10 protein-coding genes are annotated in these 19561 nt (G+C 65.3%); 7 read left to right on the top strand and 3 right to left on the bottom strand.

Annotated elements, in window-relative coordinates:
- Positions 1-48: 48 nt before the first annotated feature.
- A complete protein-coding gene (locus FOY51_RS18705) occupies positions 49-1200 on the top strand; it encodes a lycopene cyclase family protein (protein ID WP_149431776.1) in 1152 nt (383 codons plus the stop codon).
- On the opposite strand, the gene FOY51_RS18710 is transcribed toward FOY51_RS18705, so the two are convergent.
- Positions 1197-2246, bottom strand: coding sequence for an SDR family oxidoreductase (locus tag FOY51_RS18710; RefSeq protein ID WP_149431777.1), 1050 nt, complete (start codon positions 2244-2246; stop codon positions 1197-1199). The two genes, FOY51_RS18705 and FOY51_RS18710, sit on opposite strands and share 4 nt — an antisense overlap.
- A 181-nt stretch (positions 2247-2427) precedes the next feature.
- Between FOY51_RS18710 and FOY51_RS18715 the strand changes: the two genes are divergently transcribed.
- Complete coding sequence (locus FOY51_RS18715) at positions 2428-3648, top strand: TetR/AcrR family transcriptional regulator (protein ID WP_371830467.1); 1221 nt, start codon at positions 2428-2430, stop codon at positions 3646-3648.
- A 3-nt stretch (positions 3649-3651) separates the two neighbouring features.
- Here FOY51_RS18715 and FOY51_RS18720 read toward each other — a convergent pair whose 3' ends face one another.
- Positions 3652-5163 (bottom strand): aldehyde dehydrogenase family protein, encoded by a 1512-nt coding sequence (locus FOY51_RS18720; protein WP_149431779.1) that lies wholly within the window; start codon positions 5161-5163, stop codon positions 3652-3654.
- A 248-nt stretch (positions 5164-5411) separates the two neighbouring features.
- Here FOY51_RS18720 and FOY51_RS18725 point away from each other — a divergent pair, with 248 nt between their 5' ends.
- The 4 genes from FOY51_RS18725 to FOY51_RS18740 all read left to right on the top strand — a co-directional run bounded on the left by FOY51_RS18725 (position 5412) and on the right by FOY51_RS18740 (position 9105).
- Complete coding sequence (locus FOY51_RS18725; protein WP_149431798.1) at positions 5412-6371, top strand: ATP-binding cassette domain-containing protein; 960 nt, start codon at positions 5412-5414, stop codon at positions 6369-6371.
- Positions 6368-7162: an ABC transporter permease gene (locus tag FOY51_RS18730; RefSeq protein WP_149431780.1), complete on the top strand. Its 795-nt coding sequence runs from the start codon at positions 6368-6370 to the stop codon at positions 7160-7162. The genes FOY51_RS18725 and FOY51_RS18730 overlap by 4 nt, the downstream gene beginning before the upstream one ends.
- Positions 7159-8001 (top strand): ABC transporter permease, encoded by an 843-nt coding sequence (locus FOY51_RS18735; protein ID WP_149431781.1) that lies wholly within the window; start codon positions 7159-7161, stop codon positions 7999-8001. The genes FOY51_RS18730 and FOY51_RS18735 overlap by 4 nt, the downstream gene beginning before the upstream one ends.
- Positions 8002-8163: 162 nt before the next feature.
- Positions 8164-9105 (top strand): esterase/lipase family protein, encoded by a 942-nt coding sequence (locus FOY51_RS18740; protein ID WP_149431782.1) that lies wholly within the window; start codon positions 8164-8166, stop codon positions 9103-9105.
- A 36-nt stretch (positions 9106-9141) separates the two neighbouring features.
- On the opposite strand, the gene FOY51_RS18745 is transcribed toward FOY51_RS18740, so the two are convergent.
- On the bottom strand, positions 9142-10164 hold the full coding sequence (locus FOY51_RS18745) for an alpha/beta hydrolase (RefSeq protein ID WP_235916486.1): 1023 nt from the start codon (positions 10162-10164) through the stop codon (positions 9142-9144).
- Between the two features lie 387 nt (positions 10165-10551).
- On the opposite strand from FOY51_RS18745, the gene FOY51_RS18750 reads away from it, so the two are divergent.
- Positions 10552-19560 (top strand): non-ribosomal peptide synthetase, encoded by a 9009-nt coding sequence (locus FOY51_RS18750; RefSeq protein WP_187776384.1) that lies wholly within the window; start codon positions 10552-10554, stop codon positions 19558-19560.
- Position 19561: the final 1 nt, after the last annotated feature.

The following is a 19561-nucleotide window of genomic DNA, read 5'->3' on the forward strand; positions in this document are numbered from 1 at the left end:
TCCGGCCCCGCCGCTGCGCCGCCGACCGAATCGCGCTTGAATGCTCGCATGAGCGCTGCGCAGTCCGACTGCGATGTCTGCGTCGTCGGCGTGGGGCCGGCCGGACGCGCGGTCGCGTCGCGGGCGGCGACCGCCGGGCTCAGCGTGATTGCGGTGGACCCGCGTCCCGATCGCGATTGGATGCCCACCTACGGCGCATGGCTCGACGAACTGCCCGCGTGGATGCCCGCATCGGTCATCGCGTCGCGTATCGATCGACCGGCGGTGTGGACGTCGCGCGAACGCAGTGTCGATCGGCCGTACGGAGTCGTGTCCAAACCGGAACTGCGTAAAGCTCTCCACCTCGACGACGTGAAGGTCGAGGCAGACAGAGCCGTCCGGTTGTCTGCGCATCGTGTCGAACTCGCAGGCGGGACAACGATTTTCGCGGACACCGTGATCGACGCGCGTGGCCTCGGCCCCACCGGAAATCGGCAAGCGGCAAGCGCACACGGAATCTTCGTCGATGCGGCCAAGGTGTCGCACTTCGTCGCCGAGGGCGAAGGCCTGTTGCTGGACTGGCGCGACGATAACGACGCCGGGCCAGACGATCCCCCGTCGTTCCTCTACTCGGTGCCGGTCGGCGACGGCACCGTGATCTTCGAGGAGACGAGTCTCGGTCGCGCAGGTGGCCTGCCGCAACGCGAACTCCGACGGCGAACCATTGCACGGCTGGCCGCGCACGGCATCACGTTGACCGGCGACGAACCGACCGAGGCGGCGCACTACCCACTCGATCAGCCACCACAGCGGCGACACCGCGGCGACGTGCCCGTCCTCTTCGGCGCTCGCGGCGGGTCGATGCACCCATGCACCGGCTACAGCATCGCCCAGTCGCTCGAGCTGGCCGACACCGTCGTCGACGCGCTCACCAGCGGTACCGATCCGGTCGAGGCGATGTGGCCGTTGCGGGCCCGAATGGTCTACTGGCTCCGAATGCGGGGGCTCAAGGCGCTCGGCAGGCTGACGAACGCCGAGTTGATCGCACTGTTCGATGCGTTCTTCACCGCATCACCCGACGATCAACAGGCCCTGCTCTCCGCACACGACGACGCCGCGCGTTTGCCGAGAGTGCTGGTCTCCACCGTCGCGCACACACCGTTCCGGATGCGGTTCGACCTGGTGGGGTGGACCAATCGGCGGCGATGGATCGACGGCTAGTCCGCGAGGTTGCGCTCCCAGTACTTCCACAACACACCCGCGTAGTCGCCGATCGGCGGCACCTCGATGCCCGTACCCACCAAGGCCGCAACAGTGTTGGTGGAGTCGAATCGGCAGGTGAACTCGGTGTGCTCGATGGCCTCGGCTGGGATTCCGAGCCGCGGCAGCACCTGAGTCGCCACGCCTGGAATTCGCATCGTCCAATGCATCACCTGCTTGGGCAGCACTTCGGTGAGACGCGGCGCGTGGGCGTACTTGCCGAACGCGTTCATCAACTCGACCGAGTTCAGCGGCTCGACACTCGTCAGATGAAATGCCTTGCCGTCGAGGCCCGGAACATGCGCAATGTGGTCCATCGCCTGCGCGACGAAATCCACCGGAACCACGTTGGTATCGCCGAGGCCTGGGACGAACAGCGGCAAACCTGTCGGCGCCTTGCCTGCAAGCCGCAGCAGTGTGAAGAAGTAGTACGGACCGTCGATCTTGTCCATCTCACCGGTACGCGAATGCCCTACGACGATCGCCGGGCGATAGACGCGCCACGGCACCTGCGCCTCGTCGCGGACGATCTTCTCGGACTCGAATTTGGTTCGGTGATACGGGCTGGGCAGGGTCTGACCCTCGTCGAACATGTCTTCCGTGAACGTGCCTTCGTACAGGCCCGCGGCTGCGACGGACGACGTGTGATGCAAGACGCCGACACCGAGCGCATTCGCCACCGCGACGGCCTGGCGGGTGCCGCCGTTGTTGAGCGTCTCGTTTCGCTCCTCGGACGCCGTGAGGTCGTAGATCGCAGCGAGATGGAACATGTGGTCGATACCGTGGTTGTCCTCGATCCACTGCGGATCGATCCCCAGCATCGGCTTTCCCAGATCGCCGGTCACCGGTTTGATGCGATCGCCCGCACCCCACTGCTCGGCCCGCGCGGCCAATTTGTCCTCCGAACCGGAGCGCACGAGGACATGAATATCGCCGTCGCGCTTCAACAGTTCGGGAACAAGGAAGCGGCCGATGAAACCGGTGGCTCCGGTGACGAAGTACGACATGGTGGTCAGCCTATCGAGCGGCGTGGCGCAGCAGTCCGCGATCGACGTGAATCGGAAGAATCCGATACACAACTGTCGAACATGGCGTCACGAATGAGCGAATTGCGGTTAACTTAGAGGTCTGTGGCAGGCTCGACGCAATCGCGGCAGAGCCGCCGTGGCCCGACTGGCAGAAAAGGTGGTGCGCGTGACGGTTCGAGGTAGCGAGTCCGATGCGGCCACCGCTGCGCCGGTGCGCCGCCGTCCACGCGATCGAAAGGCCCAGATCGTCAAGACCGCGGCACGCGCGTTCAGCGAGCGCGGCTATCACCCGGTCGGGATCGACGAGATCGCAGCCGAGCTCGGCATTTCCGGACCCGCTCTCTATCGCCACTTTCCCAACAAATACGCACTCCTCGTCGCGGCCGCCGAGTACGGCGCCGAGCTCATTCGCAACGCCGCCGAGTCGGCTGACACCGATCGTTCCCGGTCGGCCGAGGCTCGACTCGACGCGATCCTCTGCGCACTGATCAGCGCTACCGTCGAAAACCGTCGCGGCGGCGGGCTCTACCGATGGGAGCGGCGCTACCTCGAGCCGGTCGATCGCAAGCGACTACTCGCGATTTTCGCGAGCGCCAACGCCCACATCGCCGACGCACTCCGGCAGTTGCGGCCAGCCCTCACGCCGACCGACACCGACCTGCTGGTAGCCGCGACGCTCAGCGTCATCGGCAGCATCACGGCACATCGAACCGCGCTCGCTACGAGCAAGCTGTCGGACGTACTCGATACCGCATGCTGGTCGGTACTGCGGGTCGATCTGCCCGCACCCGCTGCGTCGCTCGCCGATCCGGCTGCGATCGCGACAGGGTTGGCCATGTCGTCGAAACGCGAATTGCTGATCAACGAGGCGCTGCGGGTGTTCAGCGAACGCGGATACCACGATGCGGGCATCGAAGAGATCGGCGCCGCCGCCGGAATGAACGCATCGAGCGTGTACCGCTATTTCCCCAGCAAAGCCGAATTGCTCTCCTCGGCGTTCTACCGCGCAGCAGATCGGCTCGCCGTCGCGACGGGCGATGCGCTCGCAAGCGCCACCACCGCCCGCGGCGCCTTGCTGGCACTGGCCGATCGCTACATCTCACTTGCTTTCTCGAGCCCGGAGCTGCTGTCGGTCTACTTCGCCGAGTTCGGCAATCTACCTGCGCTGGAACGCAATCAGCTGCGCGCGCTGCAACGTCAGCACATCGAGGAATGGGTGCATCTGCTCGCCGACACCGGCCACGGGGCCGTCGAGACACGGTTCCGCGTCCACGCCGCGCTCGGCCTCGTTCTCGACATCGGCAGGCTCACGCACTTCGACCCGCAGCCCGAGACCCGAGCGCGCGTGCACGCCTTGATGACAGCCGTTCTGTTCGGCTGACGCTCACCCGTGGGTGCGCTTGAACATCCACTTCGTCACTCGCACATCGCGCGACTTCCGGTTCATCGACAGCAGTTTCACGGGCGCCCGATACTTCTGCACGGTGATCGACTTGCTGCGGCTGAATTCGCGAAGACCGTCGTCGCCGTGAATCCGGCCGAAGCCGGAATCGCCGACGCCACCGAACGGAAGCGCTGGAACGGACACGAAGCCGAGCACCGAATTCACCGACACCACGCCGGCACGCAGCCGAGCAGCGACTCGGTCGGCCGTCTTCAGGTCGCGGGTGAAAATCGATGCGCCCAGTCCGTACGGCGTGGCATTGACGCGGGTGATGGCGTCCTCGAGATCGTCCACCTTGTTGATCACCACCACCGGGCCGAACGTCTCCTCGGTGATGGCGACGCTGTCTTCCGGAACGTCGGTGAGAATCACCGGCTCCACGTACGGCTCACGGATGGAGTCGACACCGCCGACCACCGCCCGGCCGCCTGATGCGATCGCATCCTCGATGTGTCGACGCACCACACCCGCCTGCGATTCCAACGTCAGCGGTCCGTAGGCCGCGCTCCGATCGGCACCGGGATGCAGTTTCTCGACCTTCTTACGGACCAAGGCGAGAAACTGCTCGTACACCGACTCCGCCACATAGACGCGTTCGACGCCCGCGCAGGTCTGGCCGCCGTTACTCATCGCACCGAACACCGCCGCTTCAGCCGCGTCCTCCAACTTCGCGTCGACGTGCACGATCATCGCGTCCTTGCCGCCGCCCTCGACCACCAACGGGGTCAACGTCTCGGCGCACACCGCCATCACCCGACGTGCGGTAGCAGGTGAACCGGTGAACGCGATCTTGTCCACCTTCGATCTGCACAGCGCCGTTCCGGTTTCTCCGTCGCCCGTGACCGTCTGCAGGACAGGCTGATTGGGAGCGAGTTCGTGCCAACTGCGCGCGAGCCACATACCGACGCCCGGCGTCAGCTCGCTCGGTTTGAAGATCACCGCATTACCCGCCGCCATGGCGTAGGCGATCGATCCCATCGGTGTGAACACCGGATAGTTCCACGGACCGATCACCCCGACTACGCCCATCGGCTCGTATCCGACAGTCGCGGACTGATTGAACCCGAACTTTCCGGAGCGCACCTTGCGCCGGCCGAGGACGGAATCCGCGTTGCGGGCCGCCCAATCGAGGTGTTCGATCGCGAGCACGATCTCGAGCAATGCGTCGTCGTGCGGCTTGCCGGTTTCCTGCACGACGACGTCGGCGAGATCGTCGGCGTGGCGAACGATCTGCTTCTTCCAGTCGAGCAGCCAGCGCTTCCGCGCGGCGTAGCTGAGCCCGGACCACCACGCCTGCGCCCCACGCGCCTCGCGCAGCGTGCGGGTGACCTCGTCGGTGCCCATCACCGCGTAGTCACCGGCGATCTCACCGGTTCGCGGATCGTAGGACGTCAGCACCTGCGCCCGCCGTAAACCGTTGGCGGATGGTGATTGCTGAGCCGATTCGGCCATCAGGCTCCCTCCGAATGTCTTACGTACGTCTTGCCAAGGCGAGCCCCCGCACCCAAACCTAATGCGATGAGCCGCGCCGGTACAGGTCCATTCCGTTGTACTCGTCATGGACTGGGAGAACCTGTGAATTTTCGTGGAATCGGCTGTGCCGAGGCCGCCGGGTAACATTCCCAGAAGCCAAACGAGACACCACCATGAGCGTTCAGACCGCGCCGCAACCTGGCGGCGCGGACAACAGTGGAGAGTTGATGCCGAGTTCGCACGATGCAGCGGTCCTGGTAGAGGACGTTCACAAGTCGTTCAAGGACGTGCACGCACTCCAGGGGATCAGCTTCACCGCCGAACGCGGCACGGTTCTCGGCATTCTCGGACCCAACGGCGCGGGCAAGACCACCACGGTCAAGATCTTGTCGACGCTGCTGCGCCCCACCTCGGGTCGCGCGGTGGTCGCGGGCCACGACGTCGATTCCGACGGTCCGGGCGTTCGGCGCTCGATCATGATGACCGGTCAGTACGCAGCACTCGACGACAGCCTCTCCGGTCGCGAGAACCTCGAGCTGTTCGGCCGTTTGATGGGCCTGACGAAGAAGGCCGCCCGCAAGCGCGCCGACGACCTGCTCGAGGAGTTCGACCTCGTCGAAGCAGGCAAGCGTCGCGTCCTCACCTACTCGGGCGGTATGCGCCGTCGCGTCGACCTGGCCTGCGGCCTCGTCGTTCGGCCCGAAGTGGTGTTCCTCGACGAGCCGACCACCGGACTCGATCCGCGGAGTCGGCAGGGGGTGTGGTCGCTGGTGGGGGCGTTGAAGAACCAGGGCATCACGGTATTGCTGACCACGCAGTATCTCGAGGAAGCCGACGTGCTCAGCGACAACATCATCGTCATCGACAAGGGCACCGTGATCGCCGAGGGCACCGCGGATCAGCTGAAATCGAAGACCGGTGGCAGCTACTGCGAGGTGGTACCGCTCGTCGCCGCGCAGCTCACCGCGGTGATTCAGGCCCTCGGCAATCTGGTCCCCGCGGATCTGCACCTGGAGAACGGCGCGGACCGGTTGTCGATCCCCGCCCCCGACGGTGCGGCAACCTTGTCCGAGGCGCTGCGCAGGCTCGACGCCGCCAAGATCGAACTGGCCGACATCGCGTTGCGCAGACCGTCGCTGGACGACGTCTTCCTCTCCATCACCGGCCATTCGGGCAGCGGAACGTGACGATCACGGCAGATCTCGTCGGCACCGGTAGCCGCCAGCCGTCCGCGCTTCGGCAATGGGCGGCGCTGACCGAGCGCCAGGTCCGCACCATGGTTCTGCGCGGCGATCTGGTGATCTCGCTGATCGCACCGCTGATCTTCACGGTGGGCTTCTACCTGCCGCTGAAGTTCGTGATGAAGCTCCAGGGCATCGACTACGCGCAGTTCGTGATGGCGATCATCGTGCTGCAGACGATGGCCTTCACCATGAATGCCAGCGCGGCTCTTGCCGCACTGGAAGCGGTGACGGGCTTTACCGACCGGCTGCGGACCATGCCGCTCCCCAAGCTGGTGCCACTGGCCTCACGGGTGTCGTCCGGGCTGTTTCGCTCGGTCGTCACCCTGACCGCCGCCATCGCGTACGGCTATGTGATCGGCTTTCGTCTTAGCGGCGGGATCGGTCAGACCGTCCTGTTCTGCGGATTCGCGCTCGGTGTCGGCACAGTTCTGTCTATCGGGGCAGATGCGCTCGGCATGCTCTCCAAGAGCCCGCAAGCGGTGAGCCAGGCGCTCACGCTTCCGACTCTCATCTTCGGCATGCTGTCCTGCGGATTCGTCCCGGAAACCGGCTTTCCGTCGTGGATCCGGCCGTTCGTCCGCAATCAGCCGGTATCCCAGTTCTCCTATGCCCTTCGCGATCTCACCGACGACGGTGTTTCGTGGCATGTCATCTGGCCCGGCCTTGCCTGGCTGGGGGGCCTGGCACTGGTGCTGACGCCCTTGGCAATCTGGGCGAGCGCGAGGCGCGAATGAGCACGCAGACGCAAGAGCGCACACACGTCGCGCTGCCCGAGGTGGCACGCCCGCACGGCGAAAGCTCACCTTTTCTACTGCTCCGCCATTCGGCCATCCAGTGCAAGCGGCTGCTGATGGGCTGGCTCCGCGATGCGCCGACCATCATTCAGATGGTCGTCTACCCGGCGCTGATGCTGGTGATGTTCCGCATCGTGCTGGGCGACTCCATCTCGTCGGCCACCGGTCAGCCCAGCGTCTACGGCACGGTTCCGATGATCACGCTGGTCGCAGCGATGTCGGGCGCGGTGGTCAGCGCCCTCGGTCTGAACATCGAGCAACGGACAGGCTTGCTCGGTCGCTTCGCCACCATGCCCATCCACCGCGGTGCCGGTTTGATCGGCAGGCTCATGGCGGAGACGATTCGCATCTTCGTCACCACTCTGCTGATCTTGGCCGCCGGCTTCGGCCTCGGACTGCGGTTCGAGCAGGGGTGGCTGGCGGCGGTCGCCATGCTGATCTTCCCCATCCTGTTCGGGCTCGGCTTCGCCGTTTTCGTCACGATGTTGGCAACGCTGTCCAAGGGCGGCCAACTGATCCAGCTGGTGGCGATCATCACGCTGCTGATGACGTTCTTCAATTCCGGGTTCGTACCCGTCCGCGCCTACCCGCCCTGGTTGCAGAACACGGTGGCCAATCAACCGATGTCGTGCGCGATCGAGGCAATGAAGGGCCTCACGCTGGGCGGACCGGTGGGCGAGCCGTTGCTGAAGACGCTGGCATGGTCGCTCGGCATGATCTTGCTCTTCCTCTATCCAGCGATCCTCGGTTATCGCAAGGCCGCGGCGTCGGGACGATAAAGCCGAGACAATAACGTGACAAAAGTCACGTAATTGCATCTTTTTATCCCACTGGTAACATTGCCTTGACCTGTAGCCCCTGAAACTGGGGGCTTGGGGCGCCGATTTCGACCACAAGCTGGTATCGCGCTCCCAGGCATGACCCGGCTGGGAGACCGACCGATGAAGACATTGACCAGAGCACTAGCGACCGCTGCAACGGCGGCCGTTTCGGTGTGCATGGCCGCGGGCATCGCGCCGATCGCCAACGCCGACACCACCAATCCGCCCGACCTTCCCGGTCTGGCCAAGATGGGGCCGCCTCCGCCCGGCGCCAACGACTGGTCGTGCAAGCCGACGGCCGAGCACCCCGAGCCGATCGTTCTCGTGCACGGCACCGGCTCCAACATGCAGCTCGCGTTCCCCGTGATGGCGCCCGCGCTGAAGAAGGCCGGCTACTGCGTGTTCGCCTTGAACTACGGCGGCATTCCGACCTGGTACAACCCCAACATCATCGTGTGGGGTGTCTCCGACATCCGACAGTCCGCACACGAACTGTCCAACTTCGTCGATGCGGTACTCGCCAAGACCGGCGCACGCCAGGTCGACCTGGTCGGCCACTCACAAGGCGGCGTGGTTTCGCGCCAGTACCTGAAGTTCGACGGTGGCGCCGATCCCGCCGACCCGGCCAAGAACAAGGTGAAGTCGCTGGTCGCGTTGGGACCTACCAATCACGGCACCACGTTCAACGGGCAGCAGCAGCTCTACTCGGTGCTCGCCCAGACAGGGTTGAGCCCCGACGTCATCGACTGGGCCATCTTCGGTATCGCCGGCCGTCAGCAGCTGGTCGGTTCACGACTCATCAGCGATCTCAACGCCACCGGCGAAACGGTGCCCGGTGTCGATTACACGGTGATCGCCGCCAAGGACGACCAGGTGGTCACTCCCCCGCAAGGGTCGTTCCTGCAGTCGAACGCGCCCAACGTGCACAACCTGTGGGTCCAGGACGGCTGCCCGGGCATAGTGCGCCACAGCGGCCTGCTGCTCCAGCCCCGCCCGATCTACATGACGCTGGTAGCACTCGATCCCTCCTACGCAAAGAACAATCCGGCCCCCTGCCCGTAGGCAGGAGGCCGGATCGCGTACCGAAATCTTCTGTTTCTAGATTCCCAGCGGGCCCGCGATGACAGGCCACGAGTTCTTCAGGTCGTCTTCCCAGTAACCCCACGAGTGAGTTCCGGTGGGCGGGAAGCTGTAGGTGGCCGGGATGCCGATCTGGTTCAGCTTGTTCTGCAGGTTGTGGCTGCAGTAGTTGACCGCCGCCTCGATGACGCCGCCCACGATCACCTGGTTGGCCAGTGATGCAGGCGCATTGCCGTTCTGGACGAGCAGATGCGGGTCGGTCAGGGTCTCGTGCGGGCCGGGCAGGCCGCTACCGCTGGAGACGTAGAGCGCGATACCGCGCAGCTTCTCGGCGTTGACGAGCGGATCGTTTGCGGCCCACATCGGATCGTTTGGGGCGCCGTACAGGTTGTTGATGTTGCCGCCACCGTAGGTCTCGACGGACAAGCGAACGAATTCCTGACCGATCGGGTCGCTGATCTGTGCGCAACCGCTGTATGCCGCAACGCTCTTGTACAGCGACGGTGCCGATTCCGCGAGGGCGAGCACAGACGTGCCGGACGTCGAGAGGCCCGCGATCGAGTTCTTGCCGTTCGCACCGAGCGCCGCGTCCATGATCGGAGGCAGTTCTTCGGTGAGGTAGGTCTTCCACTTGTTCACGCCGAGGACCGGGTCTGGTGCACGCCAGTCGGCGTAGTAGCTCCATGGGCCGCCGATCGGGGCGACGACGTTGATGTTCTTGTCCGCAAGGAACTGCAGCGCGTTGGTGCGGAGCTGCCACGACGCGTCGTCGACGCCACCGCCACCGCCGTTGAGGAGGTAGAGGGACGGACGGGGCACGCTGGTGTCGTGCGGACGCTGGATCTGCACCGGATACGTCTTGTTCATCGCGGCCGAGTGCACGTAGATGGTCAGGTTCTGCGCACCGTTGGACTCGACCTTCTCGATGTACGAGCCATCGGCGGACTTGACCGTATTCAGCAGGTTTCCGGCGGCGACAGGGTCGGCCGATGCTGTGCCGACGCCCACGAGAGGAAGCAACGTCAGCGCGGCGCCCACCATTAAGAGCTTTGCAGCTATCGACGATGGTCGGAACGGTCCTCGCATCAGTAAGTCCACCTAACTTCGGGTTTGCTGGTCAGATTCGGGCTACGGGGATAGTAGCGGTCTCCGGACCGGGTCCTTTCAATTGATCGGCAATCGATCATGGCTTGTTACCCGACCGAAGCAATTCGTCGATACCTGACCAGCCGTTTCCTTTCCATATGTCGGGTTCCGAAACGTCGATGCGCCCGGCGACGATGTCCGAGTGGGGATTCGGCGCCGACGCGCGCCCTCACACCGTTTCATCAGGGGGTCCGGATAAGATTCCTCTGCTCAGCACATACGTCGAAGTAGGAGGTGGGCGAGCTGCATCCCAGAGCGCACGCCAACCGAAAGGCGAACGTCGTGCCGGCTCAGCCCAGCCCGAAAGACTCTGCCGGACCTCAACGCAGGCCGAAACGGAGCCGGACGCGCGGCGCGACGTTGCCGCAGCTGCTCGCCAACGCCGTAGAGCTGAGCTCGGGCAGCGTCGCCGTGACGTGTGCGGGGCGTTCGCTGACGTACGCCGAACTCGACGAACGGTCTTCTCGACTCGCACGAGTGCTCATCGCCCGTGGCATCGGACCGGAAGATCTGGTTGCGGTCACCATCGCGCGTTCGATCGAATCGGTGCTCGCGGTGTGGGCCATCACCAAGACCGGTGCGGCATTCGTTCCGATCGATCCGGAATACCCCACCGAGCGCGTCGAGTTCATCATCGCCGATTCCGGTGTGAAGCTCGGCCTGACGCTCACCGCCCACCGCGGCGCGCTTCCCACAGACGTCGAGTGGCTCGCTCTCGACGATCCCGCCGCGGAGCGAACCATCGCCGACCATGACGGCGACCCGATCACCTATCAGGAGCGGGTCGGCGCACTACGCCTGACCAATCCCGCCTACGTCATCTACACCTCGGGCTCCACGGGGCGACCCAAGGGCGTCATGGTCACGCATGCGGGGCTCGCGAACTTCGCGGCGGAGCAGCGCGAGCGGTATTCGATCGACACCGGCTCCAGAACGCTGCATTTCGCATCGCCGAGCTTCGACGCATCCGTCCTGGAACTACTCCTGGCGACCGGTGCGGGCGCGACCATGGTCATCTCCCCCACCGATGTGTTCGGTGGTGCGGAACTGGCGCAGCTCCTTCGCGCAGAGCAGGTCACCCACGCGTTCATCACCCCGGCGGCGCTGGCATCGGTGGATCCGACCGGGCTGGACACGCTGGACGTCGTGGTGGTCGGCGGCGAGGCCTGCTCGGCACAGTTGGTCGATCGGTGGGCGCGCACGCTGCGTTTCCACAACGGCTACGGTCCGACCGAGACCACGATCATGACCAACATCAGCGATCCGCTGATTCCCGGTGAGCCGATCACGATCGGTGCCGCCATCCGTGGGATGACGGCGCTGGTGCTCGACAGCCGCCTCAATCAGGTCCCTCCCGGTGTCACCGGCGAGCTGTATCTGGCAGGTCCCGGCCTGGCTCGCGGGTACAACCGTCGCCCCGGATTGACCGGCGAACGGTTCGTCGCCAACCCGAACGGTGAACCCGGCGAGCGGATGTATCGGTCGGGCGATCTGGCGCGCTGGCGAACCGACAACACGGTCGAGTACGTCGGCCGCGCCGACTTCCAGGTCAAACTGCGCGGTTACCGCATCGAGCTCGGCGAGATCGACGCCGCCATGATGGCTCATCCCGACGTCGAATTCGCGGTCACTCTCGCCCGCGAAATCCAGTCCGGAACTACAGCTTTGGTCGGCTACATCGTTGCTGTGCCCGGGCGTGAGGTAGACGTCTACCAGCTCGCCGAGTTCGTCGGCGAGAGCGTGCCCGCGTACATGGTCCCCACCACGATCATGTCGCTCGACCGGATTCCGCTGACTCCCGTCGGCAAGCTCGATCGCGGCGCGCTGCCCGCACCGGAGTTGTTGACCCGCGAATATCGCCAGCCCACGACGCCGACCGAGCGCGTGATCGCGAGCGTGTTCGAGGCCGTGCTCAGCGTGAACCGCGTCGGAGCGGGCGACGACTTCTTCGAACTCGGCGGTAACTCGCTCGTCGCGACTCAGGCAGTCGCTCGGATCGGCGCCGAGATCGGCACTCGGGTGCCTGCCCGGCTGCTGTTCGAATCGTCGTCGGTCGAAGATCTGGCCGCGCGCCTCGGTGCCCTGGCCGTGCGCGCTCGCACACCTCTCGTTCGCCGCGAGCCCACCGATCGCACGCCGTTGTCGATGGCGCAGCAACGCATGTGGCTCACCAACCAGTTCGATGTGACATCGCCGATCTACAACGTGCCCTTCGCGATTCGACTCACCGGCAACCTCGACACCGACGCTCTGCGCGCGGCGATCGGCGACGTGATCGAACGCCACGAACCGCTGCGCACGATCTACCCCGACTCCGACGACGGTCCGTACCAGGAGATCCTGGCTGCGTCGGCGGCGGTTCCCCGCCTCGACGTGGAGCGAATCGACGAGAGCGCCCTGCAGAACGAACTGCTCGGCGTTGCGTCGTCCGGCTTCGACCTGTCCAAAGAGGTGCCGCTGCGCGGGAAGCTGCTGCAACTCGGCGAGCACGACGTGGTGCTGGTGCTGATCTTCCACCACATCGCCTGCGACGGAACATCGTTGGCACCGTTGGTGCGCGACGTACTGACCGCGTACGTGGCCCGCGCAGCGAGTGCGCCACCCGCCTGGGCGCCGTTGCCGGTGCGCTACGCCGACTTCGCGGTCTGGCAACGCGAGTTGCTCGGCGACGAATCGGATCAGGGATCGCTCTCGGCCGAGCAGATCCGGTACTGGGTGCAGCAGCTCACGGGACTGCCCGAGATGCTCGCGCTGCCCTTCGACCGGCCGCGGCCTGCGCGTCCGAGTGGCATCGGCGCCAACGTCGAGTTCGAGATTCCGGTCGACATTCTCGATGGGCTGCACCGGATCGCGCGCGAACACAATGCGACGCTCTTCATGACCGTGCACGCGGCTCTCGCCATCGTCCTTGCCCGCCTGTCGAATTCCGACGACATCGCGATCGGCACCCAGATCGCGGGACGCGGCGAAGAAGCACTCGACGACCTCGTCGGAATGTTCGGCAACACTCTTGCGCTGCGCACCGCCGTGCCGCTCGACGACCGGTTCGCCACCGTTCTCGACAGAGTTCGCGACGCCGATCTTGGCGCGTTCTCACACTCGGATCTGCCGTTCGACCGGGTGGTGGACGTGCTCCGGCCCAATCGGTCGTTGGCTTTCTCACCGCTGTTCCAAGTCCTGCTCATGCTGCAGAACTTCACGCCTCCGCAGCTGGCGTCGTCCGAGCTGACGATTGCGCCCATCGAGCCCGACTTGGTGGTCGCAAAACTCGACCTCAGTGTGGTGGTGGCCGAGCAGATACTCGACGACGGCACGCGAGCAGGCGCGTCCGGAACCATCACCTACGCAACGGAACTCTTCGATCGAGCGACCGTCGAGCGCTTCGCGGAGCGCCTGACCGGCGTGGTCGCCGCAGTGGTTGCGGACCAGCAGGTGGTGGTCGGCGATCTGCCGATGATGTTGGAGTCGGAAGAGCGCGTCGTCGCGGCGCTCGATGCACGACACGCGGATACCGACACGGACACCCTGGTCGACCTCGTCGAGGCACAGGTCGATCGTGATCCGTCGGCGATCGCGCTGGTATCGGACGACGAAGCGCTGACCTACGCGGAATTCGACGCACGAACCAATCGGCTTGCGCGCGAATTGATCTCGATCGGCGTGGGACCCGAGACCCGGGTCGCGCTGTCGCTGCGGCGATCGGTGGACTTGATCGTCGCGATCTACGCGGTGCTGAAGACCGGCGGTGCCTACGTGCCGCTCGATCCCGATCACCCCGCGGAGCGAACCGAATACGTCCTCGAGAGCAGCACTCCGCTGGTGGTCCTCACGGCCGATGCCGAACAGCCGGTCGTGCCAGCGACCAGTCGCCTGTTGCGGATCGACACCCTCGAGCTCGACGGGGTGAGCGACGCCAGGGTCACCGACGACGAGCGCACCGCTCCCCTGCATCCCGACAACGCCGCATACGTGATATTCACCTCCGGCTCGACGGGACGGCCGAAAGGTGTTGTCGTAAGCCACCGTTGCGTGGTCAACCAGATGGCGTGGATGCGCGGGCAGTACCAGCTGAGCAGTTCCGACGCGCTCCTGCACAAGACTCCCGCCACGTTCGACGCCTCGGTATGGGAGATCTATCTGCCGCTCCAGATCGGCGCCCGGATGGTGATCGCCCGCCCCGACGGACACCTCGACGCCGAGTATCTGCTGCACCTGCTGCGCACGCACGGAGTCGCGATCGTCGAATTCGTTCCGTCGATGCTTGCGCTCTTCCTCAGCGATCCCGCGCTGGACCTGCCCGATTCGCTTCGGTACGTATCGGTCGGCGGCGAGGAACTGCCGAAGGCGCTGGTCGAACGGTTCCAGCGTGCCCACACCGCGGTGCTCGACAACACCTACGGGCCGACGGAAGCAACGGTGACATCGACGGTGTACCGGTGCCTGCCCGAGCACGATGGGCCGATACCGATCGGCGTCCCCGTCCCGAACACCGGTGTCTACGTGCTCGATTCGCGGTTGCGGCGAGTGCCGATCGGGGTGCCGGGCGAGCTCTACCTCACCGGTGTCCAACTCGCTCGTGGCTACCTCGGCCGTACCGACCTCACAGCCGAACGGTTCGTCGCCGATGCTCTTGCACCCGACGGGGGCGGGCGGATGTATCGAACCGGCGACCTCGTCCGAATCGTCGAATCGGCGGACCCCGAAGCGACCGGCGGCGTGCTGGAATTCCTGGGAAGGACCGACTTCCAGGTCAAGTTGCGCGGGCTGCGTATCGAGCTGGGCGAGATCGAGGCGGCATTGACTCGGCACGGCGACGTCGCGCGCGCCGTTGTCACGGTGATAGGCGACGGCGGGCCTGGCGATCAGCTCGCTGCCTACGTCGTGCTCGAACCAGGTGCCACGCTGGACCTCGCTGCACTGACCGAGCATGCCGAGCAATGGCTGCCGCAGTACATGGTGCCGAATCACGTGGTCGAGCTCGATCACGTTCCGCTCAACGCCAGCGGCAAGCTGGATCGGCGATCGTTGCCGCGCATCGAAATTCAGCAGACGGCGCCCAGCTACCGGGCGCCGACCACACATGCCGAAGAGACGATCGCCGGCATCTTCGGCGAGTTGCTCGCCCTCGACCGGGTGGGCGCAGACGACTCGTTCTTCGAACTCGGCGGCAACTCGCTGATCGGCATGCGGGTGATCGCGCGGGCGAACGGCGCACTCGGTAGCGCCCTCGGGGTCCGCGACCTGTTCGAGCATCCGACCACCACGGCGCTCGCTGCCCGGGCAACGTCGGGTGCGGGCGATTCGTCACAGCGCCCGCCGCTGGTGCCGCAGCAGCGACCGGCGCGAATCCCGTTGTCGCTTGCGCAGCAACGGATGTGGTTCCTCAATCGCTTCGATCCAGGGTCGAGTGTCAACAACATTCCCGCTGTCATTCGGCTCACCGGTGACCTCGATGTTCCCGCGCTCCGGGCCGCCATCGGCGATGTGACCGGCAGGCACGAGTCGCTGCGCACCATCTATCCGGATCACGACGGAACCGGCTACCAGTCCGTCGTTGCGGCGAGCGATGCGATTCCCGATGTCCCGGTGATCGATACCGCCCACACCGACATCGTCGATACCGTCGCATCTTTGGTGACCGCGGGCTTCGACACCACAACGACCATTCCGTTCCGGGTCGCACTCCTGCGGCTGGACACCCACGATCACATTCTGGTCGTCGTCGTGCACCACATCGCGGCCGACGGTTTCTCGATCGCCCCGCTGACGCGAGATGTGATGGTTGCGTACTCGGCGAGATCGGCAGGGGCCGAACCGGTCTGGACGCCGCTGGCCGTGCAGTACGGCGACTTCGCGATCTGGCAGCGTGCCGTCCTCGGATCCGAGGACGACCCCACCTCGATCGGTACCAGACAGCTCGCATACTGGCGCACCCAACTGGCCGGTCTGCCCGATCAGCTGGACCTGCCCGCGGATCGGCCGCGGCCGCAGGTCGCATCGCAGCGCGGTGCGCAGCTGGTGTTCGGGATCGACGAGAACGTACGCAGCGGACTCGAAGCCGTTGCCAAACGCCAGAACTCGACGCTCTTCATGGTCGTGCACGCCGCACTGGCCGGGTTGCTCGCCCGGTTGAGCAACACAACGGACATCGTGATCGGCACGCCCATCGCCGGTCGCGGCGAACGCGAGCTCGACGACGTGATCGGCATGTTCGTCAACACGCTGGTGCTCCGAACCGATGTGCAGCCGGGCGACGCGTTCACCGACCTGGTCGACAAGGCACGCACTACCGATCTCGGTGCGTTCGGCAACGCCGAGGTGCCGTTCGAGCGGCTCGTGGAAGTCCTCAATCCGGCCCGCTCGACTGCCCGATCGCCGCTGTTCCAGGTGATGCTCACCTTCCAGAACTTCGGCCGTACCGCGCTGGAACTGCCTGGGTTGAGCATCTCGGGCGTCGATTTCGACGTCCCCACAGCCAAATTCGATCTTGGCTTCCTGCTCAGCGAGAACGTCACCGAGACCGGCGCACCTGCAGGCATGGCGGGTGCGATCACCTATGCAACGGATCTGTTCGACGCCGCGACCGTGCAATCGTTCGCGGACAGATTCACCGATCTGCTCTCGAGCGTGGTTGCCGATCCGCAGCGCGCGATCGGCGATGTCGAACTGCTACGCGATGACGAACGTTCGACCGTCCTCACGGCGTGGAACGACTCGGCTCGCACGCTCGACCCGGCAGCAACCGTCGTCTCGATGTTCGATGCACAGGTCACGCGGACTCCGGACGCCGTCGCGGTGGTCGCCGATTCAGGAGAGTCGCTCACCTATCGCGAATTCGACGCTCGCGTGAATCGCCTCGCCCGGTGGCTGATCGGCAACGGCGTCGGACCGGAATCGTTGGTAGGGCTGGCAATTCGCCGCAGCACCGATCTGTTGATCGGGATGTACGCGGTAGCGAAGTCCGGCGGCGCCTACGTCCCGATCGATCCGGATCAACCCGCCGATCGTGTCGCCTACGTGCTGGAGGTGGCGAACCCGGTATGTGTTCTGACGTCGTCTCATGCGGTGGACACCGGCCCGTGGTCGGGAACGCTGGTCGACATCGGTTCGCTCGCCGTCGATGGGTTCGATTCGACACCGATCACCGACTCCGACCGGTCGGCACCGCTTCGCCCGCAGCACACCGCGTACGTCATCTTCACCTCCGGTTCGACCGGACGGCCCAAAGGTGTTGCGGTAGCGCACCAGTCGCTGGCCAACGGCGTTTCGTGGCGACAGGGCGAAAATCCCCTCGGCCGCGACGATGCCATCCTGCAGAAGACGCCGTTCACCTTCGACGCGTCCGTCCGCGAATTCTGGTGGCCCCTGCTGGTCGGTGCGCGGCTGGTCGTTGCGTCGCCGGACGGTCACCGGGACCCGAACTATTTGGTCGCGGCGATCGCTCGGCATCGCATCACGGCGATGCACTTCGTTCCTGCCATGTTGGCGTTGTTCGTGCCCGCGGCTCGGACCGGCGACATCGAGTCGTTGCGGTTGGTGCTCTGCGGCGGCGAGCCGCTGCCGCCTCGGCTGCTCGGAGCACTGCAGTCGATCACCGACGCAGAGGTGCGCAACGAATACGGACCCACCGAGGGCACGGTCACCATCACCCGCAGCGGACCGTTGCCCGCAGCTGCGGAGGCGATCATTCCCATCGGCGGCCCGGTGTGGAATTCCCGCGTGTACGTGTTGGATTCGCGTCTGCACGCGGTACCTGCCGGTGTCCCGGGTGAGCTCTATATCGCCGGGGTCCAGATCGCGAGGGGCTACCAGGGGCGCCCGGATCTCACAGCGGGCCGGTTCGTACCGAATCCGTTCGACTCGACCGGTGAACGTATGTACCGCACAGGCGATCTGGTGCGGTGGGGCGCAAGCGGGGAACTGGAATACATCGGTCGCACGGATTTCCAGGTCAAGCTCCGTGGACTGCGAATCGAGCTGGGTGAGATCGAGGCCTCCCTCACCGGGCAGTCCGCCGTCGCGCAGGCTGTTGCCGTGGTGCGGACCGACTCGCGTACCGGCGATCAATTGGTCGCGTACCTGGTCGGCGCGCCCGGCATTGCGTTGGACGTCGACGCTGTTCGTACCGAGCTGGGCCGCAAGGTTCCCGCGTACATGGTGCCGACCGCGTTTGTGATCCTCGATGCGCTGCCGTTGAACGCGAGCGGCAAGTTGGACCGAAAAGCATTGCCGGAACCGGTGTTCCAATCGAAGACGTTCCGGGCGCCCATCACACCGATCGAACAGACCGTGGCCGACACCTTCGGCGAGGTGCTCGGCGTAGAGCGAGTCGGGCTCGACGACGACTTCTTCGATCTCGGCGGCAACTCGTTGGTCGCGGTACGGGCGACGCAGCGGCTCGAGGACGCGTTGGGCACCAACGTCGCGCTGCAGTGGCTGTTCACCGACCGCACGGTCGCAGAGCTTGCGGCGCGGTTGATGGAACCCGCATCGGCCGTCGTCGCCGACGCCGATTCCGGACTCGGCGTCCTCATCCCGTTACGCACCGGAGGCACGGCCGCGCCGTTGTTCTGCGTGCACCCGCTGTTCGGGTTGGCATGGGCGTACCTCGGTCTCGCACAGTACGTCGACCGGGATCGGCCGATCTACGGTCTGCAGTCACCGGCCATCTTGGAACGCGACTTCGACTACGCGACGTTCGGCGAGCTCGCGGCCCGCTACGTTCGTGAGATTCGCAAGCTGCAACCGAGCGGCCCGTATCACCTGCTCGGCTGGTCTCTCGGCGGTGTGATCGCGCACGAAATCGCCGTTGCGCTCCAAGCAGCGGGCGAGACGGTCGAATTCCTGGGTCTGATGGACGCCACCCCCGAATCCGACTTCGACGTCTTCGCCGACGAGTTGACGAGCCATATGCGTTCTCTCGGAATCGAACTCCCCGACGAGGGGAACCTCGTCGAGATCTCGCTCGATCGAGCCGAGGAGATCCTCGCGAGCTACGGCGACGTGCCGGACATGATCACCGCCGAGCACGTCCAGCGCATGTTCGCGGGCGCGGTGCGGATGATTCGACTCGAAGACGCACACCAGACACGCATCTTCGACGGCGACATCGCGTTCTTCAGCGCAGCGGTCGACAATCCTGAACCCGAGGACGCGGCGCTGAAGTGGCAGCCCTACGTATCGGGCCAGGTCGTCAATTTCGCGATCCCGACGCAGCACGGCACCATGCTCGATCCCGCATCGTTGGATGTGCTCGGTCCATACCTGGACGACCGCCTCAAGCAGATCTGAG

Source organism: Antrihabitans cavernicola (genome assembly GCF_008297975.1).
Classification (GTDB): domain Bacteria; phylum Actinomycetota; class Actinomycetes; order Mycobacteriales; family Mycobacteriaceae; genus Antrihabitans; species Antrihabitans cavernicola.